Origin of the sequence: Corallincola platygyrae (assembly GCF_039544265.1) — a bacterium.
GTDB lineage: Bacteria > Pseudomonadota > Gammaproteobacteria > Enterobacterales > Neiellaceae > Corallincola > Corallincola platygyrae.
The window spans coordinates 35756-52251 of sequence record NZ_BAABLI010000011.1; the positions used below are offsets into that span (position 1 = coordinate 35756).

The 16496-nt window shown below is 51.4% G+C and carries 13 protein-coding genes, 1 pseudogene and 2 riboswitches; of the genes and pseudogenes, 9 read left to right on the forward strand and 5 right to left on the reverse strand.

From position 1 onward, the window contains the following. Nucleotides 1-3: 3 nt before the first annotated feature. On the forward strand, nucleotides 4-297 hold the full coding sequence (locus ABEA14_RS09365; protein WP_345339697.1) for an SEL1-like repeat protein: 294 nt from the start codon (nucleotides 4-6) through the stop codon (nucleotides 295-297). Nucleotides 298-363: 66 nt separating this feature from the next. Here ABEA14_RS09365 and ABEA14_RS09370 read toward each other — a convergent pair whose 3' ends face one another. The 5 genes from ABEA14_RS09370 to acs form a co-directional block, all read right to left on the reverse strand. Further along, nucleotides 364-771 (reverse strand): type 2 periplasmic-binding domain-containing protein, encoded by a 408-nt coding sequence (locus ABEA14_RS09370; RefSeq protein ID WP_345339698.1) that lies wholly within the window; start codon nucleotides 769-771, stop codon nucleotides 364-366. Nucleotides 772-782: 11 nt separating this feature from the next. Next, nucleotides 783-1997, reverse strand: a complete 1215-nt coding sequence (locus tag ABEA14_RS09375) for a porin (protein ID WP_345339699.1) — start codon at nucleotides 1995-1997, stop codon at nucleotides 783-785. 50 nt (nucleotides 1998-2047) lie between these two features. Beyond that, entirely contained in the window at nucleotides 2048-3664 is a 1617-nt protein-coding gene (locus tag ABEA14_RS09380; protein ID WP_345339700.1) for a methyl-accepting chemotaxis protein, read from the reverse strand. Nucleotides 3665-3918: 254 nt separating this feature from the next. Then, nucleotides 3919-4887, reverse strand: coding sequence for an NAD-dependent epimerase/dehydratase family protein (locus ABEA14_RS09385; protein ID WP_345339701.1), 969 nt, complete (start codon nucleotides 4885-4887; stop codon nucleotides 3919-3921). A gap of 91 nt (nucleotides 4888-4978) precedes the next feature. Further along, complete coding sequence (gene acs, locus ABEA14_RS09390; RefSeq protein ID WP_345339702.1) at nucleotides 4979-6868, reverse strand: acetate--CoA ligase; 1890 nt, start codon at nucleotides 6866-6868, stop codon at nucleotides 4979-4981. A 247-nt stretch (nucleotides 6869-7115) separates the two neighbouring features. Between acs and ABEA14_RS09395 the strand changes: the two genes are divergently transcribed. From ABEA14_RS09395 to ABEA14_RS09430, 8 genes and pseudogenes are all read left to right on the forward strand, one after another. Beyond that, a complete protein-coding gene (locus ABEA14_RS09395) occupies nucleotides 7116-8054 on the forward strand; it encodes an AEC family transporter (protein WP_345339703.1) in 939 nt (312 codons plus the stop codon). 18 nt (nucleotides 8055-8072) lie between these two features. Continuing rightward, nucleotides 8073-8639 (forward strand): histidine phosphatase family protein, encoded by a 567-nt coding sequence (locus tag ABEA14_RS09400; RefSeq protein ID WP_345339704.1) that lies wholly within the window; start codon nucleotides 8073-8075, stop codon nucleotides 8637-8639. A 107-nt stretch (nucleotides 8640-8746) separates the two neighbouring features. Further along, nucleotides 8747-8950, forward strand: a riboswitch (cobalamin riboswitch). Nucleotides 8951-9107: 157 nt separating this feature from the next. Beyond that, on the forward strand, nucleotides 9108-9980 hold the full coding sequence (locus ABEA14_RS09405; protein ID WP_345339705.1) for an ABC transporter ATP-binding protein: 873 nt from the start codon (nucleotides 9108-9110) through the stop codon (nucleotides 9978-9980). Beyond that, nucleotides 9973-11007, forward strand: coding sequence for a FecCD family ABC transporter permease (locus tag ABEA14_RS09410; RefSeq protein WP_345339706.1), 1035 nt, complete (start codon nucleotides 9973-9975; stop codon nucleotides 11005-11007). The genes ABEA14_RS09405 and ABEA14_RS09410 overlap by 8 nt, the downstream gene beginning before the upstream one ends. Continuing rightward, nucleotides 11007-12500, forward strand: a complete 1494-nt coding sequence (locus ABEA14_RS09415) for a cobyric acid synthase (RefSeq protein ID WP_345339707.1) — start codon at nucleotides 11007-11009, stop codon at nucleotides 12498-12500. The genes ABEA14_RS09410 and ABEA14_RS09415 overlap by 1 nt, the downstream gene beginning before the upstream one ends. 149 nt (nucleotides 12501-12649) lie before the next feature. Continuing rightward, nucleotides 12650-13234 (forward strand): annotated as a pseudogene (locus tag ABEA14_RS09420) (cobalamin-binding protein); the annotation flags it as partial. Between the two features lie 111 nt (nucleotides 13235-13345). After that, nucleotides 13346-13505, forward strand: a riboswitch (cobalamin riboswitch). Between the two features lie 54 nt (nucleotides 13506-13559). After that, nucleotides 13560-15416, forward strand: coding sequence for a TonB-dependent receptor domain-containing protein (locus tag ABEA14_RS09425; protein WP_345339709.1), 1857 nt, complete (start codon nucleotides 13560-13562; stop codon nucleotides 15414-15416). Between the two features lie 72 nt (nucleotides 15417-15488). Continuing rightward, the gene (locus ABEA14_RS09430; RefSeq protein ID WP_345339710.1) at nucleotides 15489-16496 is read left to right on the forward strand and encodes a substrate-binding domain-containing protein; all 1008 of its coding nucleotides are present in this window, start codon (nucleotides 15489-15491) and stop codon (nucleotides 16494-16496) included.

The following is a 16496-nucleotide window of genomic DNA, read 5'->3' on the forward strand; positions in this document are numbered from 1 at the left end:
TCTATGCGCGCGATTATTCTCCCTCTGTTTGCTCTTGGCTTTCACGCTTCTGTATCAGCGGTAACTTTAGAAGAAGCTCAGAGCGCTGTTGCAGCAGGTAACTGTGATCAGGCAGTTGAAGCGCTAAACACCCTTGCAGCAAACAAAGATGCTGCAGCGATGAACCAGCTGGGTGCAATGCACTTGGTAGGCAAGTGTGTAGAAAAGAGTAACGAATCAGCCAAAACTTGGTTTGAAAAAGCAGCTGCAGAAGGCTCACTGCGTGCTCAAAAAATGCTTGAGCGTTTGAATAAATAGAACTCCATGTTTTGTAAAAAAGCCCGCTTAAAGCGGGCTTTTTTCGTTCGCTTCTAACACCTAATGTTAAGGTTTAAACAACACCTTAACGCTGGCATCTACATCCGCTTCGTCCACATAGCCAACCGCTCCTGGGTTAGATGCAACCTTTTGCTTCACCTGATCGGGTGATGCCAACTGTGATGGCGCAGTTGCTTTACCAGTGAAGATCAAACGAGACCAATATGACTGCAATTGGGACTCACTTTTTCCCGTAACCTTATCGTGGAACTCGATTCGCAGTGGGTGGCCATCCTCAAACTCAATGACCTGTGCTTTACCGCCGCCTGGCACTTTTTTGAGTTTGCCTAAAAACAGTTTCTTTGCATCAGATTTACTCAACTCAGAGGCCGCTGGATTGCCTATCAATACCACCGCTGACTGGGCAGTAAAGCTAGCAACACAAAAAAGAGAAACCGCCAATAACTTTTTCATGTTTCTTCTCCTTAAAACACCACGTCGAGTACAACTGAATAAACGAAACTATCGTCATATTCGCCGGTATTTATCGCACCAACCTGCGGGAAATCGGGTGATACACCGATATTGCCAGGTAATCCACCTGTGGTTTCATCAAAGTCGTCGGTGTATGTCAGGTCCAGTTTCAATGCCATGCCCGTCATAAAGTCCCAACGCACACCCGCGCTGTATGCCGCACGTTCTACATCAAGCGCAGAGACTAAACCAGGAATAGGGATTTCACGCTCATCGTTATCTTTACTCTCCACCCAGGAGTACATCAGGTAGGGCGAAAACTGATCAAAGCGATAAGTGGCACCAATATATACCGAATCGGTATCAGGATAAGCGTCATCTACTTCGATTCGGGTAAATTCGGCCATTACCATCCAATCACCCTGGTCCCAGCGGGCACCAACACCGAAGAACTCGCCGGTTTTATCATCTAACAAATCCACCAGATCCGGGCGGCTGGCGTCATCAAACTTAGTATCAGATCTGAAGTAGCTGGCGCGCAGTGTGAGCTCGTCCCAGTCATAGGTTGTTGCCATACCCATGACTTTTTCGAAGTCAGTTTCCACCCCAAGACGAGAGTCATCGGAGTCGACGGTGGCTTCACCCAAAATCGGTTGGAAGGTCAATGTTGACTCTTCAAAGTCTACCGAGTGAAGTACATCGATACCGGTGTAGCTGGTAACAGGCACAACGCCATACACTTCTTCTGATGGACGCGCCCAAGGGTAGGCATAACCTACTTCGAGGTAATCGGACAACATATAGAATGGGAGTCGCAGTTTACCGCCACGCACCTTGGTACCATTATCAAACTGGTATGAAACAAACGCCCATTCGATCTTTGGCTCCCAGTCCTGACGACCACGCGTAATAAGCTGCATGGTCGCTTCCATATTTTCATTGATGTCATAGGTAGTCTGAACGGCGAACAGGCTACCCTGCTCGTAGTCAAAGTCTTCATCATCATAACCAGCGTAACCAGCATTGTTATCTGCACGGCCGATAGCCATAGAAGCGAAACCATTGACATGAAACCGCTCTAGCCAACTATTTAGCTGAGCATCTGATTCGAGTTCAGAAACTCGCTGCTCGAGACTTTTTATCCGGGCTGACTCCGAGTCGTCAGCAACCACTGATGGTGCAGCCAGGGAGGCTGCAATCAGCACTGAAAGGGCACTTGCTTTCATCATAAACTCCAAAGGAAATAGGGAGGTGCGTATCCCGCACCTTATAGTTTTTACACCTTGAACTGGTTAACCACTTGGGAAAGCTGCTGGTTAACACCAAGCAGCGACTGACTAACCCCCTCTAGTTCAGAGGTGCTACTCATCGCATCCTGCGCCATTTGCTGGATCTCCTCGACATAGGTGCGTATCAACTCTGACGTTTGATTTTGCTCCTCTGTCGCCGCAGCAATCTGCTCATTCAGGCCCGAAATAGCTTCGACCTGACTGGTAATATTGTTTAAGGAGGTACCCGTATTTTCTGCTTGAGACACGCTGTGGTTGGCCATGTCGGTGCCGCGCCCCATAGACTCCACAGCGGACTTAGAAGCAGTCTGTAGTTCTTCCAGTACCTGTTGGATCTCTTGCGTAGAATCTTGGGTTCGCGATGCCAGTGAACGCACTTCATCTGCAACTACAGCAAACCCCCTGCCCTGCTCCCCGGCTCGAGCCGCTTCGATAGCTGCGTTCAAGGCCAGTAGGTTTGTCTGTTCTGCGATGCCACGGATAGTATCGAGGATGATGCCAACATTGCTGGTGTAACTCTCTAATCTAGAAATCTCAGCAGCGGTAGTTTCTACTTCGCTGGCTAACTCGTTAATCGTACTGACACTCGCCTCCATCAACTGCAAGCCTTGGCTTGAATCGCCACTCGCCTGAGTTGCGGAACTGGATGCTTCAGCAGCATGCTCAGCAATATGGCTGACACTTATAAACATCTCGTTAAGTGCACCTGTCGTCTGCTCAATTGCATTGGTTTGGGAGGCAATGTTGGCGTTGGCTTGAGCGCTGACTCTAGAAAGCTGATCAGCCATCTCCCCTAATGCCCGGGCACTGGAAACCGTTTCACTGATAAGACGCTGTAGCTTTTCAATAAACTGATTGAAATAGTTAACTAAGTCCGCGAGTTCATCTTTGCCCTCGTAACTCACTCGAACAGTCAGATCTCCATCGCCGCTTGCAATCTCTTCCAGTGAACGGCTGAGTCGGCGGACACCGCGGGTGATGTTGGCAGACACAGACCAGCCGATAAATACCACCAAAATCACGGTGCCAATGCCTAGACTTAAAGAAAATGTAAGAGTCGACTGTGAGGTTTGATTGGCCTGCTCAATGCTTTCATCAACCTTCTGTTGCGCTGTTGCTTTAAAATCAGCAAGCAGTGTTTGGAGTTGCTCAAGCTGCTGATTAGTTTTTGCCGCCTGCGTTGCCATTTGATCCATAGAAACGCTGCCATCAATCATGCCAAATGCCAGATCCCTTGCACTTTGATAGTAATTCTTCAACTCTTGAGTGATAGGTAGCAAGTCTTGTTTTTCGGCACCCAATTCTGCAAGTGTCGATAAACTCTGGTTAAGGCTCTCCAGTTGGAGGTCCGCACCTTCCAGCATTTCCACTTCGCCTATCATCACAGCGGTTCGAAGACTTTCAGCCATTTGATCCAACATCACTACATTGGACTGAGCCTCTTGCAAGATAGGATAGAGCTGGTTCTTTAGCTGACTCAGTCGATCGGAATTTGAGCTGACGTTGGCACTGATCACCGTTAGCAACACCACAAAACTGACGACAGCGACCACCGTTATAATTGAGATCTTTTTACCGATGGAGAGACTACTTAACAAATTCATAAACCAGGCCTTTACCAAACTAAATGGGGTGGGTCATTGCGCTTAATTTATTGGTCGCGAACTTCTTGGGCTCGCTGACAAGCAAACATATGCCTCTATCGGCATAGAAGTACCTAAATACTAGTGTTGTTTTTACACTTCGTTAGACAAACGAAGCATTTGGTCAAAATTTAAACGTCGAAGTGGGGTTAACAGCACAAAAAGAGGTTTCAGCGAGGCATCAGTTCCAATCTAGACAACGGGCTGCAGTCCAATTAAGAGCTTTGAAGGTCAGATAGCGCATCAGCAATAATGACCGTTAGTGGAATATCATTTCTATACCCCAATTCATCAACTGCCTTCTGACTATCAACCCGTATCAACTTAGACACCATGGCAGCTTTCTCCGGCGTAATGTCAGGCTCCCTGTTGGTTATTCCCGCCACCGCTTGTTTAAGGTATCCAAGCAGGGTCAACAGTCCTGGCGATATCACCCTTGCAGCTAATGGCACTCCCAGTTGCTCCGCAATCAAAGCGCAAGCATCTGCCATGGAATGGTATTCACCGTCGAGAATATAGTTCTCACCACGCTTGCCCTTTTCATATGCCAGCAAATGGGCTCTGGCGATTTCATCCACGTGACAAAACGGGCCACCTCCAGCAGGAATACCTGGTAGCTTTTGCTGCTTTATCAAGTCAAACAGCTGCGCCCAGTTATGGCGATCGCCGGGGCCCATAATATGACAAGGGTTAAGTACCACGGTGTCCAGCTCATCGGCTGCCGCTATCACCATTTCATCGGCCAGGCATTTGGTATGCAGGTAGTTGATGCCGCTGTTGCGCCCGAGTTTGGCAGAAGACTCAGTAATGGCCTCATTATGAAAACCATACGCCGAGATACTCGAGGTATAGATAAATCGGCCGACTTTCATTCGCTTGGCAAGCTTTAGCAATGCACGCGTGCCATCGACATTCACGCGCGTTTGTCTATCATCGTTTCTACGCCACGCGCTGGTATCAGACGCAAGGTGAAATAATGCATCACAAGGCGACGGGAACTCATCCTCGATGGTCTCTATGTCCAGTAAGTCAGCCTCAATCCAGGTGACATTGAGATCCGACAACTCAGAAAGATCACTGCCTGAGCGCTTCAGTGCATGCACTGTCCACCCTGCGCTTACCAACTGACGAAGCAAAGACTTGCCGACAAACCCGGTTGCACCGGTCACCACACAAACAGGCATCTGAACCTCTTATCTAAGACTGAGCAAAACTTACGAGTTGGAACCATAGGGCAAAGCCCCGCTCTTGAGCGGGGCCAAGCAGATAAATCGCCTACTCCTCAAGGGTACTCAGGTCGCCCTCATCTTGCCCCAACGCACGGGCTCTAAGCACCCGCCGCATAATCTTTCCGGAACGGGTCTTAGGTAGCGCATCCACAAAAGCAACATCCTCCGGTTGGGCAATACGGCCTAGTTCGGAGCCCACATGCTCTTTGAGTGTCTGCGACAACTCTGGTGTGCCCACCACACCGTCTTTGAGGATCACATAGGTGTGGATCGCGTTACCTTTCAGTTCGTGAGGCAAACCAATGGCCGCAGCTTCAGAGACTTGTGGGTGGCTGACCAAGGCACTCTCAATCTCAGCAGTACCCAGACGATAACCGGAGACTTTAAGTACTTCATCCATACGGCCAATCACCCAGATGTAACCGTCTTTATCGATTTTGGCGGAATCACCGGCCTTGTAGTAATCCTTATCGCCATAATCCCCCCAATAGAGGTCGGCGTACCTGTCATCGTCGCCCATAATGGTGCGCGCCATGCCGGGCCACGGATTCTTGATAACCAGTTTACCCTCTTCGCCTGCGGGCACCTCGTTACCTTCGTCATCAACCACAGAGATCTCATTACCGAAAAACGGCTTGGTAGCCGAACCCGGTTTGAGTGGGGTAATAGGCAGCGGACAGATCATGAAACCACCGGTTTCAGTCTGCCACCAGGTATCGATGATGGGGCAGCGACTGCCACCAATCACTTCATAGAACCAGCGCCACGCTTCAGGGTTTATCGGCTCACCCACACTGCCCAGCAAACGCAGACTGGTAAGGTCATGTTTCTTCGGCCACTGGTCACCAAAACGCATCAGGCCACGGATAGCCGTCGGAGAGGTGTACAGCACGTTAATGCCGTATTTCTCGACCATCTGCCACCAGCGGTTCGGATAGGGATAATTCGGTGCGCCCTCATAGAGCATGATGGTTGAACCATTGATCAGTGGCGAATAGACAATGTAACTGTGGCCGGTGATCCAGCCGGGGTCGGCAGCACACCACCAACGATCGTCAGGTTTGATATCAAATGCCATACGGTGGGTGGTCGAGGTATAAACGCTATAGCCGCCATGAGTGTGCACCATACCTTTAGGTTTACCTGTTGTACCCGATGTGTAGAGCACAAACAGCATATCTTCCGAGTCCAACACTTCAGTTTCACACTTGGGCGAAGCGATGGGGAGAGCCTTCAAATCGTGATACCAGAAGTCCCGCTCTGACTCCATTTCCACATCCAGTGCGTTGTACTTCACCGTGATACACACCTCGATGGTCGGCGAGCGTTTCATCGCCTCATTGGCGATCGCTTTCAGGTTCGAGGGTTTACCACGACGCCATCCGCCATCGGCGGTAATCAACACGCGACTATTGGCATCCTCTATCCTTGCCGCCAGGGCTTCGTAACTGAAACCACCGTACACAACAGAATGTGCAGCACCGATCTTGGCACAGGCCAACATGGCAAATACCAGCTCTGGGATCTGCGGCATGTAGATGGTGACAATATCGCCTTTTTTGACCCCCATGCTCTTAAGGATATTGGCCATCTGGCTGACTTCACGGTTCAGCGCATAGTAGGAGTAGCTGCGCATCTCACCCGCTTCACTCTCCCAGATAATGGCCAGTTTGTTCCGTGTTGCCGAGTGCAGGTGACGGTCGATGGCATTGTGAACGATGTTGGTTTTGGCACCGACAAACCATTTATAAAACGGCTTGTTGCTATCATCCAGCACCTTGTCCCAGGGTTGATACCACTCCAGTTCGTTGGCCTGCTCCGCCCAAAAACCTTCTCGATCCTCGATCGAGCGCTTGTACAAGGCTTCATAGTCTTTAATTGTGGCGTTTTCTTTCACGCTTTCAGATGGCAGGTAGAGTTCCTGTTTGTCACTCATTTTGCTTTTCCCCAATTGATTAGCTTGATTAGATTTTTATTGGTATTAGGTGTTCAAGCGTACGCAACAATCAGGCGCTTCACCGACATGTTTGTTTAGAAAATGGGCAAACCTGTGATCAATTTCAGAGTTTTCCCCTTGCGTTCATTTTTTCACCAAATTAGTTCCTATAGCCTTTGCTAATTCATTGTTAAAGCATAGGTTTGTCGCTAGAGTAATCTGTCCCACACATCCAACCAGTGACGCCATGCTGCCGGTATTTACTATCTTTGTGCCCGTTTTCAGTCTCATCTTAATTGGCTGGCTGATGGGGCGTTTTGCCGGCTTCGCAACACAACACTATCAGGGCATTGCAGCACTGACATTTAACCTTTTAGTGCCCGCTCTGCTGTTTTACGGCAGCTTTAATGCTGAGTGGCCGAGTAAGATCCCCTGGGGTTTATTCGGCAGTTATTACCTGCCACAACTAGCAATATTTATCCTGGCCTGGTGCCTTTGTGGGTGGCGCCTGACTGGGGCGGAAAAGTCTTGTGTGGCGCTGGGCAGCACCTACTCCAATAACGTACTGATTGGTATCCCCTGCATTCTCGCAGTATTCGGCGATGAAGCGCTGGCGCCAGCTTTTCTCATTATCGGTTTTCACAGCGCCCTGCTGTTTACCATCAGCGGCCTGGCGTTAGAGCTAGGCCAAAAACAAGGCCCACATTGGAAAGCGTTTCTTAAAGCCTTGTTCAATACCATTACCACACCACTGGTCGCCTCGATATTGCTTGGAGTGCTGGCAAAACTGCTTGAGTTGGAACTACCACGAAGTATGGTAACCATCCTTGAGTGGTTGGGTGATGCCGCCATTCCTTGCTCTTTATTGGTGTTGGGCATAGCGTTAGCAAAATATTCACTTAAAGGCATCGGCTTTCGGGTCATAGTGATGAGCGCTCTTAAAGTGATTTTGATGCCATTACTGGTTTGGGTCATGACTTGGTATTGGTGGCGGCCGAGTGATTACGAGGTGGGTGCAGTTGTCATTCTTTTAGCTGCTACACCGGTGGGAATAAACGCCTATGCATTTGCCCATCAGCATAAACAGGCTGAACCGCAAGTGGCAGCCGCGGTACTTTTGTCTACGATGTTAGCCAGCATCACGATGAGCATGTGGCTGGCAGCACTATTGCTACCCAAGACGTAACATGGATGATGATTTGAGATGGCGATAACACACCTCTACCTGGTCAGGCACGGCGAAACGGAATGGAATCAATCCCTTCGCCTGCAAGGGCACCTCGACAGCCCGTTAACCGATAAAGGTTGGGACCAGGCAAAACAAGCCGCCAGGCTATTAGAAGGTACCGAATTGAGTGCCATTTACACCAGTGACCTAGGACGCTGCAACGATACTGCACAATTGATTGCCAACCGACACCAGTTGTCATTGACCCAGTTACCAGGTTTGCGAGAACGCCACTTCGGTCCACTTCAGGGGATGCAGCTGACAGAAATGACAGCACAACAACTGGCCTTATGTAATCTGCACGTCGATAGCTCACCAGACGCGACGCCGCAGGGAGGCGAAAGTGTCAGAGATGTTTGGCATCGCAGCGAACAAACCTTGGCGGATATCGCTGGCAACCATGTTGACCAGGCCGTCGCCGTGGTCACTCACGGATCCGTACTGGCGATCTTGCTTCAAGGGTTAGCTTCTCTCCCCCTGCACCCTGTTCGCAGTGGGCATTACGAAAATGGCTCGGTAGTGGGGTTGGCCTGGGCTCACTAGCCTTTACATAAACGAGCGTTCTAAACTTGTTGTTACATAAGTTTTACCGGATAATCTCGCCCCATTGATGTGTTGGCTTGCGCAAAAACTGATAACTCAGAGACAGCAGCAACACACCTTGCAAAGGTGCCATACAGGCTTAAAAGGGAACGCGGTGTAATACCGCGGCTGTACCCGCAACTGTGAACAGAGCGCTACAATCTCAACTTGAGAAACCACTGAACAGATTGTGTTGTTTGGGAAGGTATGTAGCCGGGACGAAACGTCCTAATGCTGTGAGCCAGGAGACCTGCCTCTGCAAGTATAAACACGGCTTTTTGCTTTTCCTGAGCGGGTTACTCAGGGCAGTGTTATCCAGTCTTGCGCCATCTGCGCGCCACCTGATGACCCCGCCACCTGACCCGTATTTGGTATTCAGCAAATATCTGTCCGTATACGCATACTGATACAGGTACCAGGCGGATCACGTTGCAAACATCCACCCGAACGTCGCAAAGACAGTCGCAGTCAGCCAATGCTGATGCAGACTCACTGCTTAAGGTTGAGAATCTGCACTGGCAGGCAGATGCGCGTGCCATTCTTGAGCATATAAGTTTTGCAATCGCCCCAGGTAGCTTTGTCGGTCTGATTGGCCCCAACGGAGCCGGTAAATCCAGTTTGCTGCGCTGTCTGTACCGAGTTAACCGTCCTACGCAGGGGCGTATACAGCTAAATGGTCAAGATATATGGCACAGTTCGGCCCGTGAAATTGCCTGCCAGATTGCTGTGGTATTGCAGGAAACCACAGGCAACTTTGGTTTAAGGTTGCGCGATGTGGTGCGCATGGGACTCACCCCGCATAAGCGCGCATTCGAGTTTGACAGCGCCGCGGACCTCGCGCTGGTCGATGATGCAATTGATCAGGTCGGCCTGACGGCATTGGCGAAACAGCCTTTTGACCAACTCTCAGGCGGTGAAAAACAGCGTGCACTTATTGCCCGCGCCATTGTGCAACGCCCCAAACTCTTGTTGATGGATGAGCCCACTAACCACTTGGATGTGCGGTACCAGATCCAAGTATTGGAGCTAGCCAAACATCTGGGAACCACAGTGCTCTCCTCCATCCATGATCTGAATTTAGCCAGTGCATTCTGCGATCAATTGCTGTTACTCAATCAGGGAGAACTGGTTGAGCAAGGCTCTCCGGATCAAGTGCTAACTGAGGCCACTCTGGCCAACGTATTTGGCGTCTGCAGCAGTATTGACCGCCACCCAGACCATGGCCACCCAAGGATCACTTACCATTACGGATACCGTTCCGGCGATCATGGCAACAACTCGTCTGGGGTGTCCGATGACTGAGTTGCTCTGGCGCTTTCCGATGTTTCGCGTTTCGGCCATCACGGCTCTCGTGATTATCGCCCTGCTGTCACCCATGCTGGCAGCCAGCTTCGGCGCCGCGCAAATAGAGTTTGCCGATGTATGGCGCGCCACCTGCGCGCAGTTGGGTGGCGGATGCGATATCAGCCATATCAAACAGAAGATCATTATCGACATTCGCCTACCCCGGGTTCTGCTTGCGTTTATCGCTGGGGCCGGCCTGGCACTTTCCGGCGCAGTGCTTCAAACCGTCACTCGTAACCCTCTGGCCGATCCCTACCTGTTTGGGATCTCGTCTGGCGCTTCATTTGGTGCCGTCATGGTGATTGCAGTCCTTGGCCTCGGCGCAACTATCGCCCTGCCCATGGGTGCCTTCGTGGGCAGTGCATTGTCGGTTGCTCTGGTAGTCGCCATGAGCAGCCGCCCCGGAGGCAACCAAATCGAGCGTATGTTGCTGGCTGGTGTGGCTATTTCATTTATGTTCAGCGCCGTCACCAGCCTAGCACTCTACACCAGCGAACCGTCAGCCACAGCCTCAGTGTTGTTCTGGACGTTGGGCAGTTTTACTCGTGCCAGCTGGGACACGCTTTGGTTGCCGCTGCTAATAACCGGCGCCAGCTTAGTGCTGTTTCTCGGCTTTGCTCGCCAATTAAACGCCGTTTTAGCCGGTGAAGAGAGTGCACGCACTCTGGGTGTCGATGTCGCCAAACTTCGCATCGGCATGTTACTGCTCAGCTCACTGATAACAGCGACCCTGGTGGCCTACTGTGGCGGTATCGCCTTTGTTGGTCTGATGATCCCACATCTGGTGCGCATGCTGCTGGGCGTCAATGTGATGCGCAACCTGCTGGCTACCTGTCTGACCGGAGGCCTGTTTATGGTCTGGATCGACGTGCTGGCTAGGAAGCTACTGCCCGATCAGGAGCTGCCGGTTGGCGTCATTACGTCGGCGTTGGGCAGCCTGTTCTTCCTGATCATTTTGCGCCGCCGTGCCAGTAAGGGGATCTGATGAGCCAGCGTAAATATGCTCCTACCCTGATGGTCCAAGGAACCACGTCAGACGCTGGCAAAAGTATTACGGTTGCCGGTCTGTGCAGAGTGTTTGCCCGTCGAGGCTACAAAGTCGCGCCGTTTAAGCCGCAAAATATGGCTTTGAACAGTGCGGTCACCGCTAACGGCGGCGAGATAGGTCGAGCACAAGCCCTGCAAGCGGTGGCGGCAAGCGTCGAAGCACATACCGACTTTAACCCGGTGCTGCTCAAACCGAACACGGATATCGGTGCGCAGGTAATTGTGGATGGCCACCCGGTCGGCACAATGGATGCCACGGATTATCACCAGTACAAGCAGATCGCCATGCCTGCCGTACTCAATGCCTATCAGCGCCTATCAGATCAATATGACCTGATTCTGGTTGAGGGTGCAGGCAGTCCCGCCGAGATTAATCTGCGTGACCGAGACATCGCCAATATGGGATTTGCCGAAGCAGTCGATTGTCCTGTGGTCATCGTCTCAGACATTGATCGTGGCGGCGTTTTTGCACACTTGTATGGCACTCTCGCACTCCTGTCGGATTCAGAGCAGGCTCGTACCCAAGGCTTTATCATCAACCGTTTTCGAGGTGACATCAGCCTGCTGCAATCAGGCTTGGACTGGTTGGAACAAACCACCAACAAGCCGGTGCTGGGGGTCATGCCCTACCTGCATGATCTGCAGTTAGACGCCGAGGATGCGATCCGTGCTGACCAGTCAACTCAGGACGCTGTCGTCAAAGTGGCCGTGCCTGTGCTACCCCGGATCAGTAACCATACCGATCTGGATCCGCTGCGCTTAAACCCGAATGTCGATCTAATCTGGGTAACCATGGGGCAGTCTTGGCCACAAGCTGACCTTATCATACTCCCGGGAAGTAAATCGGTAAGAGACGATCTGGCGTTTATCCGCAGCCAGGGATGGGACAAAGAGATCGCCCGTCATCTTCGCTATGGCGGCAAGCTGCTGGGGATCTGTGGCGGTTTCCAGATGCTTGGAGAGACAATTCAAGATCCTCAGGGCATTGAAAGTGCCGCAGGCGAAAGCCAAGGCTTAGGCTACCTGTCGATGCACACAGAGCTAACAGCAAACAAGGCGCTGGTGAACTGTGAGGGGCAGCTGCAACTGGATAACAGCCAAGCGGAAGTCGCCGGTTATGAGATCCACGCGGGCCGAAGTCATGGCCCGGCACTCAGCCAACCTCTCATCCTGCTCGGTGACAGAGCCGATGGCGCTATCAGCCATGATGGCCAAGTCATTGGCACATACCTGCATGGGCTACTTGATAAGCCTGATGCATGCGCTGCAATACTCAGCTGGGTCTATGGAAAAGCCGTTGAAACCCTGGATATCGCTCAGTGTCGCGAGCAGCAATTGAATCACCTGGCAGACCAGTTCGAACAACATCTGGATATCGATAAACTGATGGCTATCGCTGGCCTTTCCTCATCAAACAAGGAGCGTCCGTAATGAATCCAAGGATGAAGCAGTGGATACTGTTGGTGCTGCTCACGCTGAGCCCAGCACTAACGATGGCAAAACCGATCGAACGTCCTATTGAACGGACTGTTGAAGGAAATATTGAACGGATAGTTGCCCTCTCCCCACACGCTGTTGAGATGCTTTTTGCTATCGGTGCCGGCGATAAGATCGTCGCCACCACAGAGTATGCAGATTACCCCGAACAAGCCTTAAGCATTCCCCGTATCGGCGGCTATCACGGCATTCAACTCGACAGAGTTCTGGAATTGGAGCCGGACCTGATCGTGGTGTGGAAAGGCGGCAACCAACCCGGTGATATCGAACAGCTCAAAAAGCTTGGTTTTACTATTTACCACAGCGAGCCCGAATCTCTGGAGCAGATCGCCGACGAGATCAGTGAATTGGGTGACATGCTGGGTCATCAGGAGCAAGCCAAAGAGGCAGCCACGGCATTTTTAGAACGTCTGGCGGGACTGCGTAATGCGTATGCGCAACAGCCACCAATTAAAGTTTTCTACCAACTTTGGAGCAATCCGCTGATGAGCATTTCCAAAGAGAGCTGGATCCACCAAATGATTCATAGCTGCGGTGGTGTAAACGTGATGGCAGATGCCAGCACCGCTTATCCTCAGGTCAGTCTGGAGCAAGTGCTACTCACTGACGCAGAAGTCATTGTTCGCCCCGAGGACCATGGTACATCCAAGGCCACGGCGATGATTTGGGATAAATGGCAGGAGCTACCTGCCGTAAAAAACAAGCAGATCTACAGTATTGATGGCGATCTGTTACACAGATTCTCACCGCGCGCACTCGATGGCATGCATCGGATGTGCGAGGTGTTAATGACAGCGCGTGCAGCAACAGCAAAGCGCGCCAATTAAAGGGTATTGCGCACGGGAAGCCAGCGAGACTCTGGCACTGCCCCCGCAACGGTATTCATCTGAAATATTTTTCAGGTGTCAGTCCGGAACCGGCGCAATGCAAATAGTGGTGTAAAGACCACATACATAACAACAGGCGCGGAGGGCGCCAACAAAGAGGAACACAATGCACTTTCAATTGTTAAGCGGCAAAACAGCTAAAGCTCATTGGGCAACAGGCGTTCTATTGTTCAGTGGCCTGATCTCATCCTCAGCCATGGCAGACGATGTGCTGCCCAGAGAAAGCGACGATATTGAACATATTGTTGTGACTGCCAGCCGAGTACCACAGCAGGTAGATCACGTCATGGCGGCGGTTGAAGTGATCACCCGCGATGATATCGACAAGCTTCAACCTCAGTCACTGGCTGACCTGCTATCCACTGTGGCAGGTCTTGATGTTGCCAGACAAGGTGGCGCAGGCCAACAGACTTCACTCTTTACCCGGGGCACCAGCTCAGACCATACCCTGATTCTGGTCGATGGCGTTCGTACTGGCTCCGCTACTCTGGGTAACAAAGCGATCGAAAATCTGCCTATTGCGCAGATCGAGCGAATCGAAGTGATCAAGGGGCCTCGCGCGTCACTTTGGGGTTCTGATGCGCTGGGTGGTGTCATTAATATCTTTACTCGTCGACTGAACGCTGGAGAGTTCCAGTTAGGTGTAGAAACCGGCACCAACAGCTTCATCGCTGGTGATGGTCAGGTAGGTATCGGCTACGCCGGCGGCACCACCACCCTGAGTGCCAGCGCCGAGGACAGCCGCGGTTTTGATGCCCGCAAGGACGACGAAACCGATGATGATGGTTATGACCGTCTCTCTGCTGCGATTCGTGGTGACTACAGCATCAACGACCAACTGACGCTGGACTGGGTTGCACAAATCGATGACGGCGCCAACGACTATGACAATAGCTTTGGTGCAAATCGCACCGACTACAAAAACCATTTGTGGCAGCTGCGCACGCACTACCAACGTGATGAGTGGAACAGCGTATTGTCCGTCGCCCAAAGCCGTGACTACAACGAAAACTACGGCAATGGCATCGCTAAAGGTGATGGCGACTTCTTTGAAACCCGCCGCGACCAGGTCAGCTGGATCAATCAATATCAGGTATACAGCGCCTTCAGCGTAGCCGCCGGTATCGATTATTACCAGGAAGAGGTCAGTGCCAATACTGACTTTGCTGAAGACTCACGTGATGTCACCGCGGTGTTTGCCAACGCTCAGTTCCAGGATCAGAAATGGATCGCTGAGGCAGCAATTCGCTATGACGATGTTGAAAACATCGACTCTGAAACTACCTATAACGCCAGTCTGGGTTATCACGTTACCGACAAACTGCTGGTCGCACTGAATGCTGGACACAGCTTTAAAGCACCCACCTTCAACGACCTCTATTACCCTGAATCCTTTGGTTCTCAGGGCAACCCGGATCTGACCTCCGAGACCGCCGACAGTTACGAGTTGCTGGTACGTTCACAATATTGGGGCGTTAATGCCACCGCCAGCCTTTATCGCACCGAAGTGGATGATCTCATCGAGTGGATCTGCGACGAGTTCTGGAACTGTACCCCTGAGAATGTAAGTGAAGTAACCATCACGGGCGGCGAAGTAACCCTGGGTTATCGTGCGCTGGGTCTGGGTCACCGAGCCACCCTCAGCTACGTTGATGCTGAAGACAAAGCCACCGGCTCACAACTGATTCGACGCGCTCGCAAGACCGGTAGCTATCAGGTGACTTATGACTGGCAGGATTTCGAATTCCTCGCCCAATATGAGTATCACGGCGAACGCACCGACGCAGGCCAACGCCTCGACGACTACCACTTGGTCAACTTAGGCGTTGCTTACTTTGTGACTGATAGTTGGACTGTCCGTGCCAAGGCCAGCAACCTGTTTGATGAAAGCTACGAGAACGTATACGGCTATAACACACCAGGCGATGAGTATTACCTGGGTGTCTCCTACCGCCATTTCTAGTCACGTTACAGACACCTTGTTGCTCAAGCCCGGCCAGTGCCGGGCTTTTTCGTAAGGGAAGCGCAAACAGGCATGTTAAAACATCCTATTATTAGCATTAGTAATATCAGTGAGGTCGTTGCCGTGTCCTATGTCAGTCGTCTGCTCGTCGTACTCACCTCCTTTTTTGCTATCAGTTGTAGCGATCCAACTCCTACCGAACCCGATGCCGCCACAGGCGCTAAGCCAAAAGTATTGTTGGTGATGAAGTCACTGGTTAACCCTTTTTATCTTGAGTTGGAAAAGGGGGCGAAACGCGCAGCAAAAGAGCAAGGCATTGAACTGATCGTTCGCTCAGGCACCAATGAGACACTGGTAGAGCAACAGGCGGAGCTGATCGATAAACAACTGAGAATGGGGATCGATGCCATTGTGATCGCCCCGGCTGATTCGGTCCGGATCGTTCCCGTATTGAAAAAGGCAAGTCTGGCAGGGATAAAACTAATCAATATCGACAACCGTATTAGTCAAAAAGCGGTCGCCAACGCAGGCTTGTCACCCATCCCCTTTGTATCTGTGGACAATAATCAGGGCGGGTACCTGGCGGCCCAGCATTTGGTAGAAAAAACAAAACTGCTGGGCCAGAGAAAGGCTTTGATTATTGAAGGGCCACGCGCTGCAGCTAATGCCAGGCAGCGACGGGAAGGGGCTAAACGGGCTTTTGCCGAATCACCCAGCGTCAACATAGTCGGCTCTGAGGTTGGCAACTGGCATCTGGAGCAGGCATATGCGATCACCAAGCGAGTTCACAATGAACACCCAGATCTGGCATTGATCTTTTGTGCTAACGATATGATGGCATTGGGCGCGGCGCTTTACCTGCAGGAGAACAAGCTCAAGCAGATCAAAATTGCAGGTTACGATGATATTCCCGACGCGCGTACTGCAATCCAGGATGGCTGGATGATGGCAACCATAGATCAACAAGCCGAGATGCAGGGTTATGCGGGTGTTGTTGCTGCCGCCAAACAGTTGCGAGGAGAAAAGGTTGAGGACGAAGTGATAGTTGATGTGAAACTGATTACAGCCAAGGATATTTAG

Coding starts and splice junctions, on each gene's coding strand:
- ABEA14_RS09415 (WP_345339707.1), top strand. CDS start 11,007: ATGAGCCAGCGTAAATATGCTCCTACCCTGATGGTCCAAGGAACCACG.
- ABEA14_RS09400 (WP_345339704.1), top strand. CDS start 8,073: ATGGCGATAACACACCTCTACCTGGTCAGGCACGGCGAAACGGAATGG.
- ABEA14_RS09365 (WP_345339697.1), top strand. CDS start 4: ATGCGCGCGATTATTCTCCCTCTGTTTGCTCTTGGCTTTCACGCTTCT.
- ABEA14_RS09425 (WP_345339709.1), top strand. CDS start 13,560: ATGCACTTTCAATTGTTAAGCGGCAAAACAGCTAAAGCTCATTGGGCA.
- acs (WP_345339702.1), bottom strand. CDS start 6,868: ATGAGTGACAAACAGGAACTCTACCTGCCATCTGAAAGCGTGAAAGAA.
- ABEA14_RS09430 (WP_345339710.1), top strand. CDS start 15,489: ATGTTAAAACATCCTATTATTAGCATTAGTAATATCAGTGAGGTCGTT.
- ABEA14_RS09395 (WP_345339703.1), top strand. CDS start 7,116: ATGCTGCCGGTATTTACTATCTTTGTGCCCGTTTTCAGTCTCATCTTA.
- ABEA14_RS09375 (WP_345339699.1), bottom strand. CDS start 1,997: ATGAAAGCAAGTGCCCTTTCAGTGCTGATTGCAGCCTCCCTGGCTGCA.
- ABEA14_RS09380 (WP_345339700.1), bottom strand. CDS start 3,664: ATGAATTTGTTAAGTAGTCTCTCCATCGGTAAAAAGATCTCAATTATA.
- ABEA14_RS09385 (WP_345339701.1), bottom strand. CDS start 4,887: ATGCCTGTTTGTGTGGTGACCGGTGCAACCGGGTTTGTCGGCAAGTCT.
- ABEA14_RS09410 (WP_345339706.1), top strand. CDS start 9,973: ATGACTGAGTTGCTCTGGCGCTTTCCGATGTTTCGCGTTTCGGCCATC.
- ABEA14_RS09370 (WP_345339698.1), bottom strand. CDS start 771: ATGAAAAAGTTATTGGCGGTTTCTCTTTTTTGTGTTGCTAGCTTTACT.